Here is a 15,676-nt window from a genome sequence, read left to right as displayed (position 1 = left end):
GCCGAAAGATGGTCAAATCTTGGCGGCGTCTGGGAAAGATATGGTCACATGAAATCCGGCTGTGGCATTCCAAGCACGTGGAAACCGCCATCCACCCGGATGATCTCACCCGAGGTGCAAGCCCCCGCGTCCGAGGTCAGGTAAACCGCTGTGCCGCCGACGGCCTCCAGCGTAGCGTTCGAGCGCATCGGTGCATTCTGGTCGCAGAACTTGTACGTCTTGCGCGCGCCGCCGATTGCAGCCCCAGCCAGGGTCTTCATCGGACCGGGCGAAATCGCGTTCACGCGGATGCCCTCTGGGCCGAGATCGTTGGCAAGATAGCGTGTCGCCGATTCCAGCGCGGCCTTGGCAACGCCCATCACGTTGTAGTTCGGAACCACACGATTCGAGCCCTGATAGGTCAGTGTCAGCAGCGAGCCGCCATTGTCCTTCATCAGCGGATAGGCGCGGCGGGCGACCTCGATGAACGAGTAGGCCGACACATCCATCGAGTGCTTGAAATTGGCCCTTGTGGTGTTCAGAAACCGGCCTGTCAGCTCGTTCTTGTCCGAATAGGCAATCGCGTGGACGACAAAGTCGATGGTGGGCCAGCGTTCGCCCAACTCGCCAAAAGCGCGATCCAGCGAGGCGTCATCGGTGACATCCGCATCCACCATGAAGTCGCTGCCGAGGCTTTCCGCTAATGGCTGCAGACGCTTCCCGAACGCGTCGCCCTGATAGGTGAAAGCCAGCTCAGCCCCTGCTTCATGCATCGCTTTCGAGATACCCCAGGCAATCGACCGGTCATTGGCGACACCCATGATCAGGCCGCGTTTCCCTTTTAGAACTTCCGACATCTCGTTCACCCGTTATACTTTGACAGGATCATGGATCCGTTCGTGCCACCAAAGCCGAAGCTGTTGGTCATGACCGAATCCAAACCTGCATTTTCAACCACTTGAGTTGCAATTTCACCGGGCTGGATGCCTTCGGCTAGTGTGTCGACATTGATCGACGGAGTTATGAAATCATTGTCCAGCATGAGCAGGCAGAAGATCGCCTCAAGCGCGCCAGCCGCGCCCTGTGCGTGCCCGGTCATCGACTTGGTGGATGAGATCGGAGGTACCTGACCTTCGCCGAAGATGCGACGCACGGCTTCAACCTCGCCCACGTCCCCAACCGGGGTCGAGGTGCCGTGCGCGTTGATGTAGCCAACCTTGCGGCCTTCGGGCAGGGTCGACAGCGCTAGGCGCATCGCGCGCTCACCGCCTTCGCCGGATGGGGCCACCATGTCATGACCGTCCGAGGTTGCGGCGTAGCCGGTCACCTCGGCGTAGATCTTGGCACCGCGCGCCAGCGCATGGTCCAGATCCTCAAGCACGACAATGCCGCCGCCACCCGAAATCACGAAGCCGTCGCGGTCCTGATCGAACGCACGCGAGGCTTTCTGCGGAGTGTCGTTATACTTCGACGACATCGCGCCCATTGCGTCGAACAGGCAGGACAGGGTCCAGTCCAGCTCCTCGCCGCCACCCGCGAACATCACGTCCTGCTTGCCCAGCATGATCTGTTCCGCCGCGTTGCCGATGCAATGCAGCGAAGTCGAGCACGCCGAGGTGATCGAGTAGTTGATACCCTTGATCTTGTAGGCAGTGGCAAGGTTCGCGGAAATCGTGGAACACATGCATTTCGGCACGGCAAAAGGCCCGATCCGCTTGGTGGCGCCGTTCTTCAGCACCGTCTGATGCGCGGTCAGCATCGCGCTGGTGGACGGTCCGCCGGACCCGGCAACCAGTCCGGTGCGCGGATTGATGACCTGTTCCTCGGACAGCCCGGAATCGGCAATCGCCTGTCCCATCGCGATGTGTGCGTAGGCCGCACCCGGCCCCATGAAGCGCAGGGTGCGTTTATCAACGTGTTCGGACACGTCGATCTTGAGCGACCCGGCGATCTGGCTGCGAAAGCCATGTTCGACCATCTGCTCATTGGCCTCGATGCCGGATTTACCTGCTTTAAGCGAGGCGAGAACCTCTTCGGCATTGTTCCCGATCGAGGAGACGATCCCCAAACCGGTGACGACGACGCGACGCATATGCGTTCTCCTGTGTTCCGTTCTTGTTGGCGTAATGTCCGCTGGCGTCAGCTTTCGGACAGTGCAACCTTCATATCTTTGACTTGGTAAATCACTTCACCATCCGCTTCGACACGGCCATCCGCGACGCCCATGGTCAGACGGCGTGTTTGTACGGCTTTGGTAAAATCAACATAATAGGTCAGCATCTTACGGTCCGGGCGGACCATGCCGGTAAGTTTGACTTCGCCCACGCCCAACGCATAGCCACGCCCCTGCCAGCCACGCCAGCCCATGTTGAATCCCGTCAGCTGCCATAGGCCATCCAGACCCAAGCAGCCCGGCATGATAGGGTTGCCGGGGAAATGGCAGTCAAAGAACCAAAGATCAGGCGTGATGTCGAATTCTGCGACAACATGGCCTTTGCCATGTGCGCCTCCGTCACCCGAAACATCGGTGATCCGGTCCATCATCAGCATCGGAGGGGCAGGCAATTGCGCATTGCCGGGGCCAAAAAGTTCGCCTCGCGCGCATTTCAGCAGATCCTCTTTGTCAAAACTGCTTGGGAATTGGGCCATTCTTGCCGCCTCTTCTGCCTTGGGTCCGTTCATTACATTTGGCCTCACCTAGCACCCGTATGCAAGGTCCTGCAAGAGCAGTGGCCGGATGATGTTGCGACCTAGCGGTCTTTGCGAATGAATTTCATTTGAAATTGGCATCCCTGCGCCCCTATATATATAAGCAGCAAAAATGAGTATCGGATTCATGACACCTCAGAGCCGTAAGATAGCTACAGACTGGTTGGAGAGCGCCGGATTGCGCCCGACGCGACAGCGTGTTGCGCTGGCCGAGTTGCTTGTGGGCGATGGTCGTCACCGGCATGTCACGGCGGAAAGCCTGTTTGACTCTGCCAAGACAAAGGGCGACGCCGTGTCGCTTGCGACCGTCTACAATACGCTGCGCGCTTTCTGCGATGCGGGCGTGCTGCAAGAGATCACGGTGGATGGGTCGAAAAGCTACTTTGACACCAACACCCATGATCACCCGCATTTCTATTGGGAAGACGAAAGTCGGCTGAGCGATGCTCCCTCCGAAGAGTTGGTGATCCAGCGCCTCCCGCAGGCGCCGGAAGGGGTCGAGATCGCCTCGGTCGACGTGGTTATCCGTCTTCGCAAGAAACCTCAGGTCTAGTTTCGGACAGCGCATCAAACAGGACACGTTCCGCTGAGGCCAATGTGGTTTCGACGGGGCCGGTTCCGTGGCGCGCCAAGACGACAGGTTCGGCAGCATCCTTGTCTAAGATTGGCAGGCGGGTTAGCGTTCGATTGTCGTAACTCATCGAATTGTTTGGGCTGGCATAGCTGATCGCAATTCCCTCCCCATGCGCCGCGATGCTGCGCTGAATCTCAAGCGTAGCGGCTCTATGGGCGACCGTTGGGTTCAGGCCCTTGCGCCGAAATAGGTTCAGGACGTGCTGCGCGGACAGCCCCTCTTTTGACAGGATCAGGGGTTCCTGTTCCAGAGTGGCCAAAGTCACACTGTGGGCAGAAGCAAGCGTGTGATCCGGTGGGAGCAAGGCGTGCGGGACACTGTCGAACAGCTCTTGCCGGGTAAACCCTGCATCCATCCCAAGTTCATACGTGATCGCGATATCCGTCTGACCGTTGATCAGACCGTCCAGCAAGCCCTCGAAACTGTCTACCTGATAAGTGACGGTCACATTGGGCAGGGCTGTTTGCAAACTGCGCAAGGCAGAGGCCAGATGAAACGGCGCCAGGTCAATGAAACAGCCCAACCGCAGGTGCGAAGACCCGTGCGGTGCGTCTGTCGGATTTTCGATCTGCGCGGCAGAGTGCAACAGCTTTTCTGCCTGTTCGATGAAAAGGCGCCCCTGTGGGGTCGTGGTCATCGCCGCCCCTCGTCGACGCATGAACAGCGGATATCCCAGAAGCGACTCAACCCGCGTCAGGGCTGTCGATAAGGCAGGTTGCGATACGTTCAGCGCGTGGGCTGCGGCAGACAAGCTGCCATGGCGGCCGATGGCGCAGACATATTCGTATTGGCGCAGCGAGATATATAACATCACGTTAATTATTACTTCGAAAGATATGATTTGAACAGATGGCTTTGTTGCCCTTTAAACGAGTCAAGCACAAGGAGAACGCCATGCCACACCCTCTTGTTTCTCAGGACATGATCGACACCTACCAGGAAGACGGGGTTGTCCTGATCAAAGGGCTTTTTGCCGATCACGTGGACGCGTTGCGCGACGGGGTTGCCGCCAATATGACCGAGCCGGGACCCTATGCCTCGGACAACAAGAAAGAGGGGCAGACCGGGCTGTTCTTTGATGATTACTGCAACTGGACCCGTATCCCGCAGTTCCGCGAGGTGATCGAGACCTCTCCGGCAGCTGAGGTCGCGGCGGACCTGATGCAGTCGAAAACCGTGCAGATGTTTCACGACCATGTACTGGTGAAAGAGCCGGGCACCTCGATGGCGACGCCCTGGCATCAGGACGGGCCATATTACTTTGTCGAAGGGCAGCAGACCATCAGCTTCTGGTCGCCCTTGGATCCGGTGAAGCAAGCCACCCTGCGCTGTGTTGCGGGATCACACAGGTGGGGGAAAGAGGTGCTGCCGACCCGCTGGGTCAGCGAAGAGGGGTTCTTTGCTGATGAAGGCCAATACATTCCGGTCCCCGATCCGGATGCGGAAGGGATGAAAGTGGTCGAGTTCGAAATGGAGCCCGGCGATGCGGTTGCGTTCAACTACCGCACCCTGCATGGGGCGCGGGGGAATCACTCGGACAGTCGTCGCCGGGCGTTTTCATTACGGCTGGTTGGGGATGATGCGCGCTATGTCGAGCGTCCGGGCCGCACGTCGCCTCCGTTTCCGGGGCATGACATGACGCCCGGTCAGCGTTTGCGGGAAGACTGGTTCCCGATGCTGCTGCAGCGATAGGGGGCTCTGCCCCCGCCGCCTGCGGCGCCTCCCCCGGGATATTTTCAGCCAGATGAAGAGCGGATCAGAACCACTGGCCGGGCTCGATCAATCCCAGATCGAGCAATTGGCGCGATGTCCATTCGAACGAGACGGAATTGTGCCAGCTGAAGCTCGAGATGTCGAAGGCTGAACCGGCGTTGCTTTTCAGAGCTTTTGCCGCCCGGAATGAGCAGATCGCAGCCGTCAGATTGTGGTGCCATGGGCAGGCATAGGTGTTGTATTCGGCCTCGCTGAACGTGTGGTCGGGCTGCAGGATTAGGTCTTTACGGGTCTTGAACAAAGCGATTCTGTCAATACGGCGGCGTTCATAGGGGATGTGATCTTCGAACCGCCAGCGCAGGCCGCCGGACATGTCCAATTGGCGCTCGATAGGGCGGCCCGTTGGATCGTGGCGGGTGTGGGCATAGTAACCGGTGCTGTCCAGCATGGCCTGGTCAGGGGCTACGCCGTTCGGGAACTGGGTCAAATCACCGGCATAGAGGTCGATCACGTGGCACAGCATTGCGTTGCGGCGTTCCTCGGTGTGGAAGGCCAGCAATTCCCCTACGCTGCGCGTTTCACAGAAAGGGTAGAACAGGTATTCAGCGTTGTAGCAGTAGTACATCCAGACGCTGGGTGCGGCTTTCGTGATGCGGTTGATCGCGTCGAACACCACGGTCCGGGGCGCGCATTTGAACGTCACGCGATGTATCCGCGCGGACAGGTCCTCGCTAAGGGTGAACTCAACGGGCATGAAGGCCACAACGGACTTGAAGCCGAGGCCTAGATGGTGGTGCAGCGTGCTTTCGACCTCGGTCTCGTCTTCGGCGAAAATCAGGGCTACGGGGCCTTTGGACAGGGCGGATTGGCCTGAATTCAGAAAGCTGTCGAGGGATTCGTACTGCATCGCCGTTTTCATTCGCGTCTTGCTGGAAAGTTTCGCCAAATTCGGGTAATTGCGCCGGCATTGCAAGCGGCGTTCGAAGCATATAGATGACGCCGATCCAGCGACTGCAAAGGCCCGATCCATGTCTGAACCCAAAAAGCTTTTTATCAAGACCTATGGCTGTCAGATGAATGTCTATGACAGCGAGCGTATGGCGGAGGCCTTGGGCGGGCAGGGGTATGTCGAGACCAAGTCGCCGGACGATGCAGACATGATCCTGCTGAACACCTGCCATATTCGAGAAAAGGCCGCCGAAAAGGTTTATTCCGAACTTGGCCGGTTTAAGGGTTTGAAGGCGGAAAAGCCCGACCTCAAGATCGGGGTGGCGGGCTGTGTTGCGCAGGCCGAGGGTGAAGAGATCATGCGCCGTCAGCCTCTGGTCGATCTGGTGGTCGGACCACAAAGCTATCACCGTTTGCCGGAGATGGAGGCCAAGACTCGTGAAGGTGCCAAAGCTCTGGACACGGATTTCCCCGAAGAGGACAAGTTCGAAAAGCTTAAGAACCGCCCCAAAGCCAAACGCGGCCCAACGGCGTTTTTGACGGTACAGGAGGGTTGCGACAAGTTCTGCGCTTTCTGCGTTGTGCCATATACCCGCGGGGCCGAGGTCAGCCGCCCGGCCGACCGCATCATTCGTGAAGCGCAGGATCTGGTCGAACGCGGCGTGCGCGAGATCACTCTGCTGGGCCAGAACGTCAACGCCTATCACGGTGCCGGCCCCAATGGAGACATGACGCTGGCTGGGCTTATCTGGGAATTGAACAAGGTCGACGGGCTGGAGCGTATCCGCTTTACCACCTCGCATCCCAATGACATGGCAGATGATCTGATCGAAGCGCATGGCACCTGTGAAAAACTGATGCCCTACCTCCACTTGCCGGTGCAGGCGGGATCGGACAGGATTCTCAAGCGGATGAACCGAAGCCACACGGCGGACAGCTATTTGCGCCTGATCGAACGTATCCGCGCTGCCCGGCCGGATATCGTGATGTCGGGGGATTTCATTGTCGGTTTCCCGGAAGAAACCGAAGAGGATTTCCAGGCGACTTTGGATTTGGTTGAGCAGGTCAAATACGGCTATGCCTACTCGTTCAAGTACTCGACTCGTCCGGGGACTCCGGCGGCGGAACGCGCCCAGGTTGATCCGGCGGCGGCGGATGACCGCTTACAACGCTTGCAAGCTCTGATCACCAAGCATCAACGCGAAATTCAGGATTCCATGGTCGGTCGCACTGTCGGCGTTCTGTTCGAGAAACCCGGGCGGCTCGAAGGGCAAATGGTTGGAAAATCAGACTATCTGCACTCGGTGCACGTGGTTGGGTCTGACCTGAACGTGGGAGACCTGCGGAAAGTGCGTATCGTGAAGTCTGGCGCGAACTCTTTGGCCGGGGAACTGTTGCAATAAGGTGGTTCTTTGCGGGCACGTCGTGTGAGTACGAATATATCTAAAATTTACCCTTGATTTATGAATTGGAACTATGCTCCGAGAGGAGCCAAGTTTTCTGATGGGCCTCGACCGCGTGCGGAAGGTTTGTTTTTTCCGATCACGAAAGTGGCGTCGATGGAGGGTATTGAGTGGTAGTTCTGAAGTGCAGAGGTCTCTGGTCTGTGTCGGTCGCAACTTTGGTGGCTTTTGGGGCCAGCGCGACGTGGGCGAGTGATCAAACAGGGGACATATCTGATCCCGAGGTGATCAGTAACAAGCGCTTCAGCGACGATGTCAGTGCTTTTTATCTTGGTTTGACGGCTGGGTATGGCGGTGGGGGCGATGACCGGTTCGGCCTGACCACGCCAACCGATACTTTTGCAATCGGGGATCAGGACATCAGCGGAACCTATGGCGGCGTGCGTGGCGGCTGGCGCGGTGTCCTGCCGGCTCGGGGCGGTCGTGACTATGTATATGGGTTTGAGCTGGGATATGATTTCGGATCGCTGGACGACAGTGTATCCACCGTAGTCGGCACTGAGACGGTTCAGGGCGGGTCAGAAGTCTCGGATATTGTCACCTTGCGGTTTCGGAATGGCCTAACCAACCGCAGCGGGCGAATCCTTTATTTCGTCAGTGTCGGTTACCTTTGGGGTGACGTAGAGACCACAAACAGTATTTCGTCCACCACTGGCACACAGTCATTTGAAACTTCGGATCGCCGCAACGGGTTCTCGCTCAGCATTGGTGCGGAACATTATCTGACGGAAGACTGGTCGATCACAGGTGAGTTTGAATATGTCCAGTTCGATTCCAAGGATATTGAATTCTCTTCGGGTTTTTCGACAAAATCCACACCGAACTATCGCGGTCTGAGGTTCGGTTTGAACTACAAGTTCTAAACCGGGGCAAAGCGCCCGATCGGCGCTTTTGTCATCGCCGAGCGAATTTTTGAAACTGTGGCTTGCACCTGGTCCGAGTTCTTGTCTACGCTCAAGGTGAAACGCCAAGACAGGAGAACGGATTGGCCATCGGTGCCCTTACCCCACCGCAAGATGAGATGCCCCAGCGCGAGGCATTTGTAGAATTCCCCGACAACCGCTTGTTGATTGATTTATGTGGCGAATATGACCGCAACCTGACCGAGATCGAACAGAAGCTCTCGGTCCAGATTGTGCGCCGCGGCAATCAGTTGGTGGTGATGGGCGAAGAGGATTCGCAAAAAAACGCCATCGAGGTTTTGCAGGCCCTCTACACCCGTCTGGAAGGCGGGCGCGATGTTGAAGCCGCCGATGTGGATCGAGAGTTGCGCATGGGAGGCTCGGAACAGGGGACTGGCAGTCGGGACGGCGACCAGCTTGAGATGTTCAAGGGCGGCACCGTTGAGATCAAGACCCGCAAAAAGCTGGTCGAACCTCGTACAGACGCGCAAAAAGCCTACGTGCAGTCGTTGTTCCAGAATGAGCTGGCCTTTGGAATCGGCCCGGCGGGTACGGGCAAGACGTATCTTGCCGTTGCTGTTGGCGTGTCGATGTTCATCGGCGGCCATGTGGACCGCATCATACTCAGCCGTCCCGCGGTCGAGGCCGGGGAAAAGCTGGGCTATCTGCCCGGCGATATGAAGGACAAGGTCGATCCGTACATGCAGCCACTTTATGACGCGCTGAACGACTTTTTGCCCGGAAAACAGCTCGCCAAACTGATCGAGGAAAAGCGAATCGAGATCGCTCCGCTGGCGTTCATGCGAGGGCGGACGTTGGCCAATGCTTTTGTGGTTTTGGACGAGGCGCAGAACGCGACGACCATGCAAATGAAGATGTTCCTGACCCGTCTGGGCGAGGGCAGCCGCATGGTCATCACGGGCGATCGGTCTCAGGTCGATTTGCCGCGTGGGGTTCAATCCGGACTGGCGGATGCTGAACGCCTGCTGAAAACGATCCCGAATATCAGCTTCAACTACTTTACTTCGAAAGATGTGGTGCGGCACCCGCTTGTCGCCGCAATCATCGAAGCGTATGAGGCCGATTCAGGGCGCGAGACAGGATAACTCAAGGCCTAACATCAGGCTTTGAGGCGACAGGATGAATCTTGAACTCACCGTGGAAGACGACCGCTGGCAGGGGCTGGAGCCTCTGTCTTCGCGCGCGGTTGAAGCGGTTCTGCACCATTGCGGGCTGGATCCGGATTTGTGTGAGGTCAGCCTGCTGGCCTGCGATGACACCAGAATTGCCGAACTGAACGCAGAGTTCCGGGAAAAGCCGACACCGACGAACGTTCTGAGCTGGCCCGCCGAAGACCTCGCAGCGGAAGTTGCGGGTGAAACGCCCGAACTGCCGGAACCCGATTTCACAGGCGAAATCGCGCTTGGGGATATCGCGATCTCATACGACACCTGCGCGCGCGAGGCTGCTGAGGCGGGCAAATCCATGTCTGATCACGTGACTCATCTGATCGTTCACGGAACGTTGCATTTGCTGGGGTATGATCACATTCGTGACCCCGATGCGACCTTGATGGAAGGGATTGAGGTCAAGATACTTGGCAAACTGGGTATCAATGACCCATATAATAGGTGAAGCGGGTTATTTCACCCGATCAATTGGAAGAGGACAATGGGCGATACAGACGGCAGTTCTAGGGCGGCGCAAAGCGCGCAGTCTGAGAATTTGGACATTGAAGAGAAAAGCGGTTTCTTTTCGCGGATTATGGATGCCATCTCAGGGGCCGAAGAGGAGCAAAGCGCTCCGGTCAACGGGCATGAAATAGCCGACAATCAACATCGCGGCATGGTTAACCTGCGTCGCAAGCGGGTTGAGGATGTCGCCATTCCGACCGTTGAAATCGTCTCGGTTCCCTCAACGATTTCCAAGGATGAACTGGCTCAGGTCTTTCGCGAAAGCGGCCTGTCGCGGATACCCGTGTATGAAGGTACGCTGGATACGCCGCTGGGTTTTGTCCACCTCAAGGATTTTGCTCTAACCCATGGGTTCAATGGTGGCGGAGCCGAGTTCGACCTGACCTCGATGCTGCGCACGCTGCTGTTTGTGCCGCCCTCGATGCCTATCGGTGTTTTGCTGACCAAGATGCAGACCGAACGCCGTCACATGGCGTTGGTGATCGATGAATATGGCGGCGTTGACGGATTGTTAACCATCGAAGACCTGATTGAGCAGGTCGTCGGCGAAATCGCCGATGAGCATGACGCGCATGAAGATCAGCTTTGGCTGCAGGAAAAGCCGGGTTGTTACGTCGTTCAGGCCCGCGTTCCGCTTGAGGATTTTGAGGCCGAGATCGGACGTTCTCTGACCAGCCACGAGGATGTGGACGAGGAAGAGATCGAAACTCTGGGCGGTCTAGTCTTCATGCTGTCGGGTCGTGTTCCGGCGCGGGGTGAGGTTGTACTGCATCCCGAAGGCCCGGAGTTCGAGGTGATCGATGCCGACCCGCGCCGCATCAAGCGTCTGCGCGTCATGTTGCCGGACGTCGCTGCATGATCCCTGTCCGGGGTTGGCCTTTCTGGCTTAGACTTGGTGCCGCAGCTGCCTTGGGGGCGCTGGGCGCTTATGGCTTGTCGCCGTTTGGCTACTGGCCGCTGACGCTGATTGCGCTGACCCTAATTCCCGCGTTCTTTCTCGCCTGTGAAACCCGCGCGCGGGCCGCGTGGTTGGGCTGGGCCTTTGCCACCGGCTACTTCGCCCATGCGCTGAGTTGGATCATCGAGCCTTTCCAAGTGGACGCCGAGCGCCATGCGTGGATGGCTCCGTTTGCGCTGGCCTTCATGGCTGGCGGCTTGGCTTTGTTCTGGGCGGCGGCATTCTGGGCGGCGCGGCGGGTTGATGCTCCGGCTGTACGACAGGCTGTGTTGCTGGCCCTTACAATGTCGCTGGCTGAGTTTGGGCGTGGCTATCTTCTGACCGGCTTCCCCTGGGCCGGGGTTGCGCAGGTCTGGGTCGACACACCGGTTGCGCAACTTTTGTCTTTGGTTGGTCCGTATGGGCTGGCTGCGCTGACCTTCGCAGTGACGTTTCCGCTTGGGGTGGCGATGTCGCAACCTGTGGCTCTCCGCTCGCTTTTGGTTCCGGTCGTTGGGTTCGCCGGTGCCGCCGCTCTTGCCATGGTCTACGCCTCCAGCAGGCCGACCATAGAGTATGGTGAAAACACTGTCCGACTGATCCAGCCGAATGCGCCTCAGCATCAGAAATGGGATCCTGCATATGCGCCCCTTTTCTTCGCTCGGCAGATCGAATTCACCGCGGCACAGCCACGTCCCGACCTGATCGTCTGGCCCGAGACTGCAATTCCGGCGTGGCTCAGCAGCGCCGATCCTTATCTTGAGGCCGCCACGGACGCGGCTCAGGGCGTTCCGGTTATTCTGGGCATTCAGCGAGGGGACGGCCCGCGCATCTACAACTCCATGATCTATCTCGATGAGAACGGGCAGCAGACGGGCCTTTATGACAAGCACCATCTGGCCCCGTTTGGCGAATATGTACCGTTCGGAAACCTGATGGCCCGGTTCGGTATTCACGGCATGGCCACAACGGCTGGTCATGGGTTCAGTTCTGGGCCAGGGCCTGCGGTGATGCAGGCGGGCAAGCTGGGTAAAGCCCTGCCGCTGATCTGTTACGAGGCCGTCTTTCCCCAAGACGTCAACGGCGCGCCGGAACGGGCCGATTTCATCTTGCAGATTACCAATGATGCATGGTTCGGAACCCGTTCCGGCCCTTACCAGCATCTTGCCCAGGCCCAGATGCGGGCGATTGAGCAGGGGCTGCCACTTATGCGGTCCGCCAACACCGGCATTTCGGGGATGATCGATCCTTTGGGTCGGATTACCGCATCGCTTCCTTTGGGGCAGGCGGGGTTCGTAGACGCTGATCTGCCGCTGCCTCTTGCGCCAACCGTCTATTCCCGCATTGGGGACCTGCCCGTGTTCTTGGTCTCGCTCTTGTTGGCCGTGTTGTTGTGGCGCATGCCGCGGCCGCGCAGCACCTAGTTTCCGATTGACGCCATTTCGCAAGGCGCGTATGCCCTTGGTGCCTGTCACAACGGCTTCCTGGCGTGGCAGAGGAACTTCAATGGAGCACATTTATGTCCCGACAGAACTACACCTTTACTTCGGAATCGGTTTCCGAAGGGCACCCGGATAAAGTCTGTGACCGGATTTCGGACGCCGTACTCGACGCATTTCTGAATGAAGAACCCGAAGCGCGCGTGGCGTGCGAAACCTTTGCTACGACCGATCGGGTCGTCATCGGTGGCGAAGTAGGTCTGTCTGATCAGGAAAAGCTGCACGACTATATGGGCCGCATCGACGAGATCGCGCGCGCCTGTATCAAGGATATCGGCTACGAGCAGGACAAGTTTCACCACGAAACAGTCGAAGTGACGAACCTGCTGCATGAACAGTCCGCTCATATCGCTCAAGGCGTTGATGCCTCGGGTGATAAGGATGAGGGTGCGGGCGATCAAGGCATAATGTTTGGCTATGCCACCACGGAAACACCTGCGCTGATGCCAGCCCCGATCCAGTATTCGCACGCGATCCTGCGTCGTCTGGCCGAAGTGCGTAAAAACGGCACCGAGCCTGCTTTGGGCCCGGACGCGAAATCGCAGCTGTCCGTTGTTTACCGCGATGGCAAGCCGGTTGGTGTCAGCTCGATCGTTCTGTCCACGCAGCACCTGGATGAGGCGCTGACCTCAGACGACATTCGCGCGATCGTCGAGCCTTACATCACTGAGACCCTGCCCGAAGGGTGGTTGAGCGCCGATACCGAATGGCACGTGAATCCGACCGGCAAGTTTGTGATCGGCGGCCCGGACGGGGACGCAGGCCTGACCGGTCGCAAGATCATCGTCGACACCTATGGCGGCGCAGCCCCTCATGGTGGTGGGGCGTTCTCGGGCAAAGACCCGACCAAGGTGGATCGCTCGGCGGCCTATGCCGCGCGCTATCTGGCCAAGAACGTGGTTGCTGCCGGTATGGCAGAACGCTGCACCATCCAGTTGAGCTATGCGATTGGCGTTTCCAAACCGCTGTCGATCTATGCCGATACCCATGGAACCGGTCAGATCGCAGACGCGGTGATCGAAAAAGCCGTTGGTCAGGTCATGGATCTGACCCCGCGCGGCATTCGTGAGCATCTGCAACTGAACAAGCCGATCTACCAGCGCACCGCAGCTTACGGTCATTTCGGCCGTGAACCCGCAGCCGATGGCGGTTTCAGTTGGGAACGCACTGATCTCATCGAAGCCCTGAAAGCGGCAGTCTGATCCAAGACAAAAGGGGCGCGTCTCGCAGGATGCGCCCTTTCTCTTTTTCGAGATACTCCTGTGGTCAGCCCCTTGCCACACAGCGCGCGCCACAGTAATGGCACCGCCATGAGCAACCAGACACCCCAACGCCCCCGCAGAAACTTCTATGGTCGCTTCAAAGGCAAAACCCTGAAGCAAAGCCAGAAGACGTATCTGAACGAAGACCTCGATGCCCTATCGCCTGGCGCTGTTGATTGGGAGACGAACCCCGAACGCCACCCGCTGGACCTCGACGCGTTGTTTGGCGGGAAGGATGTCTGGCTTGAGGTTGGCTTTGGCGGTGGTGAACATCTGGTGCATCAGGCCGCAAACAACCCCGATATCGGAATCATCGGGGCCGAGCCATACATCAACGGTGTCGCCATGCTGCTCGGCAAGATCCGTCAGGCAGGGGTCGAAAACCTCGCGGTGCATCCCGGTGATGCGCGCGACCTGTTCGATGTGCTACCCGAGGCCAGCATTTCACGCGCCTTCCTGCTCTACCCAGATCCGTGGCCCAAAACGCGCCACCACCGCCGCCGCTTCGTGACGCCCGAACATCTGGAGCCTCTGGCGCGTGTCCTGAAGCCCGGCTCGATCTTCCGTGTTGCCACCGACATTCCTGACTACGTGCGCCAGACGCTTGAGGAAGTACCCCGCGCTGGTTTCGAGTGGTTGGCTGAACGCCCTGTCGATTGGCGCGAGCCTTGGGACGACTGGATCTCGACCCGCTATGAGCAAAAGGCCCTGCGGGAAGGGCGGACACCGCACTATCTGACCTTCCGCCGGACAGACGCCTGATCCGTTTCAAATTTCTGTAATCCTGCACGCTATGCTAGTCTGTGCGCGTTACGCGTTTTCAGCATAGCTTATTTCAAGGATTACCATGTCTGATTTTCGGATTACCAACTGCCACACGCATCTGTTTCATTCGCGCCACGTGCCCGAGGACTATCCCTATCCGGCGCTCAAACCGTTCAAGAAGATGCCGTGGTTGATCAAGGCTCTGGCTTTTGGTGCCCGACTGATCGGCCAGCCCGGTGTCGCAGATAAACTGGATCGGCTCTATCGCTTTCAGCAGGAAACGGAAGAGGGTAGCCAGCGCGAGATTCTGGACAACCTGCGGCGACACTACCCCAGCAATACCCGCTTTGTCGTTTTGCCGATGGATCTTTCGGCCTTTGGCTTCGGCGCGCCCGAGGTTCTGCTGCGCGACCAGCACGACGAACTGGCGCAGCTCTCCACTGACCCTGAGGTTGGCCCCTCGGTGGTTCCCTTCGCAACGATCGACCCGCGGGCCGATCCCAATGCCACCGAGCTGTGGCGCGCCATTGACGATCTGAGGTTTCGCGGGGTCAAGCTCTATCCCCGTTTAGGCTTTGCGCCGAATGACCCGGTCCTGATGCAGCATGTCTATCCGCGCTTGCAGGACAAGAACCTGCCGGTAATGTCGCATTGTTCGCGAGGCGGTGTTCAGGGGCGGCATCTTTCCGACTATTGGGCCGACCGCTATACGGAACCAGAGGCGTTTATCCCGGTGATGCGCGCCTTTCCCAACCTCCGGATCTGTCTGGCACATTTTGGTGGGCAGCGAGATTGGCATGCCTACGTCAATCCCGATCACAGCGACCCTTTGGACGATGCATTCAACCGGAATTGGCTGAGATCCATTCGCGACTTGATCGGCAGCGGAGACTACGAAGGCCTGTGGACGGATATCTCCTACACCCTTTTCCAGTTCGAAGACTATGCTCCATTCCTGCGTTTATTTTTGATGGGTGAGGATGAGGAAAGCGAACGCCTGCGGTCGCGTGTTTTGTTCGGCTCAGACTATTACATAACCCGGCAACAGGCATTGTCGGAAAAGGCGGTCTGTATCCGGTTGCGCAACGTTCTGGGCGAAGAGATCTTTCGCCAAATCGCCGAGGAAAACCCGGCAAAATGGCTGGGAGAGACCTGAGAGGCACCCATCCCC

The 15,676-nt window shown here is 58.2% G+C and carries 16 protein-coding genes and 1 riboswitch; of the genes, 11 read left to right on the top strand and 5 right to left on the bottom strand.

The genetic code is table 11. From position 1 onward, the window contains the following. Positions 1 to 44: 44 nt before the first annotated feature. From ACXAH8_RS11915 to fabA, 3 genes are read right to left on the bottom strand one after another with little or no spacing between them, the layout of a single operon-like run. A complete protein-coding gene (locus tag ACXAH8_RS11915) occupies positions 45 to 836 on the bottom strand; it encodes an enoyl-ACP reductase FabI (protein WP_170377661.1) in 792 nt (263 codons plus the stop codon). A 5-nt stretch (positions 837 to 841) separates the two neighbouring features. After that, complete coding sequence (gene fabB / locus ACXAH8_RS11910) at positions 842 to 2,071, bottom strand: beta-ketoacyl-ACP synthase I (protein ID WP_475218669.1); 1,230 nt, start codon at positions 2,069 to 2,071, stop codon at positions 842 to 844. Between the two features lie 47 nt (positions 2,072 to 2,118). Further along, positions 2,119 to 2,628 (bottom strand): bifunctional 3-hydroxydecanoyl-ACP dehydratase/trans-2-decenoyl-ACP isomerase, encoded by a 510-nt coding sequence (gene fabA, locus ACXAH8_RS11905; protein WP_475218667.1) that lies wholly within the window; start codon positions 2,626 to 2,628, stop codon positions 2,119 to 2,121. Positions 2,629 to 2,815: 187 nt separating this feature from the next. On the opposite strand from fabA, the gene irrA reads away from it, so the two are divergent. Next, entirely contained in the window at positions 2,816 to 3,241 is a 426-nt protein-coding gene (irrA, locus tag ACXAH8_RS11900; RefSeq protein WP_170378119.1) for an iron response transcriptional regulator IrrA, read from the top strand. Here irrA and ACXAH8_RS11895 read toward each other — a convergent pair. Further along, positions 3,210 to 4,133, bottom strand: coding sequence for a LysR family transcriptional regulator (locus tag ACXAH8_RS11895; RefSeq protein WP_475218664.1), 924 nt, complete (start codon positions 4,131 to 4,133; stop codon positions 3,210 to 3,212). The genes irrA and ACXAH8_RS11895 overlap by 32 nt on opposite strands. A gap of 83 nt (positions 4,134 to 4,216) precedes the next feature. Here ACXAH8_RS11895 and ACXAH8_RS11890 point away from each other — a divergent pair, with 83 nt between their 5' ends. Next, a complete protein-coding gene (locus ACXAH8_RS11890; protein WP_475218661.1) occupies positions 4,217 to 5,014 on the top strand; it encodes a phytanoyl-CoA dioxygenase family protein in 798 nt (265 codons plus the stop codon). Between the two features lie 64 nt (positions 5,015 to 5,078). Here ACXAH8_RS11890 and ACXAH8_RS11885 read toward each other — a convergent pair whose 3' ends face one another. Then, positions 5,079 to 5,942 carry a hypothetical protein gene (locus ACXAH8_RS11885; RefSeq protein ID WP_475218659.1) on the bottom strand — a complete coding sequence of 288 codons (864 nt, stop codon included), beginning with the start codon at positions 5,940 to 5,942 and terminating at the stop codon, positions 5,079 to 5,081. A 121-nt stretch (positions 5,943 to 6,063) separates the two neighbouring features. On the opposite strand from ACXAH8_RS11885, the gene miaB reads away from it, so the two are divergent. From miaB to ACXAH8_RS11840, 9 genes are all read left to right on the top strand, one after another. Then, entirely contained in the window at positions 6,064 to 7,386 is a 1,323-nt protein-coding gene (gene miaB / locus ACXAH8_RS11880) for a tRNA (N6-isopentenyl adenosine(37)-C2)-methylthiotransferase MiaB (RefSeq protein WP_170472116.1), read from the top strand. A gap of 170 nt (positions 7,387 to 7,556) precedes the next feature. Next, positions 7,557 to 8,309, top strand: a complete 753-nt coding sequence (locus ACXAH8_RS11875; protein WP_475218655.1) for an outer membrane protein — start codon at positions 7,557 to 7,559, stop codon at positions 8,307 to 8,309. A 122-nt stretch (positions 8,310 to 8,431) separates the two neighbouring features. Beyond that, positions 8,432 to 9,454 carry a PhoH family protein gene (locus ACXAH8_RS11870; protein ID WP_170472113.1) on the top strand — a complete coding sequence of 341 codons (1,023 nt, stop codon included), beginning with the start codon at positions 8,432 to 8,434 and terminating at the stop codon, positions 9,452 to 9,454. 34 nt (positions 9,455 to 9,488) lie between these two features. Continuing rightward, the gene (gene ybeY / locus ACXAH8_RS11865) at positions 9,489 to 9,983 is read left to right on the top strand and encodes an rRNA maturation RNase YbeY (RefSeq protein ID WP_475218651.1); all 495 of its coding nucleotides are present in this window, start codon (positions 9,489 to 9,491) and stop codon (positions 9,981 to 9,983) included. 36 nt (positions 9,984 to 10,019) lie between these two features. Continuing rightward, a complete protein-coding gene (locus tag ACXAH8_RS11860) occupies positions 10,020 to 10,901 on the top strand; it encodes a hemolysin family protein (protein WP_170640489.1) in 882 nt (293 codons plus the stop codon). Then, the gene (gene lnt, locus ACXAH8_RS11855) at positions 10,898 to 12,403 is read left to right on the top strand and encodes an apolipoprotein N-acyltransferase (RefSeq protein WP_475218648.1); all 1,506 of its coding nucleotides are present in this window, start codon (positions 10,898 to 10,900) and stop codon (positions 12,401 to 12,403) included. Before ACXAH8_RS11860 ends, lnt begins: the two co-directional genes overlap by 4 nt. 41 nt (positions 12,404 to 12,444) lie before the next feature. After that, positions 12,445 to 12,493: riboswitch (SAM-SAH riboswitch) on the top strand. A 5-nt stretch (positions 12,494 to 12,498) separates the two neighbouring features. Then, the gene (gene metK / locus ACXAH8_RS11850) at positions 12,499 to 13,680 is read left to right on the top strand and encodes a methionine adenosyltransferase (RefSeq protein ID WP_475218646.1); all 1,182 of its coding nucleotides are present in this window, start codon (positions 12,499 to 12,501) and stop codon (positions 13,678 to 13,680) included. 108 nt (positions 13,681 to 13,788) lie between these two features. Next, positions 13,789 to 14,502, top strand: coding sequence for a tRNA (guanine(46)-N(7))-methyltransferase TrmB (gene trmB / locus ACXAH8_RS11845; protein ID WP_170377694.1), 714 nt, complete (start codon positions 13,789 to 13,791; stop codon positions 14,500 to 14,502). Positions 14,503 to 14,587: 85 nt separating this feature from the next. Next, positions 14,588 to 15,661 carry an amidohydrolase family protein gene (locus ACXAH8_RS11840; protein ID WP_475218644.1) on the top strand — a complete coding sequence of 358 codons (1,074 nt, stop codon included), beginning with the start codon at positions 14,588 to 14,590 and terminating at the stop codon, positions 15,659 to 15,661. Positions 15,662 to 15,676 lie beyond the last annotated feature (15 nt).

Source organism: Ruegeria sp. ABV3_008 (assembly GCF_056161185.1).
Note: the sequence above shows the minus strand (reverse complement) of the source record. Positions and strands in the feature narration are given on the sequence as shown.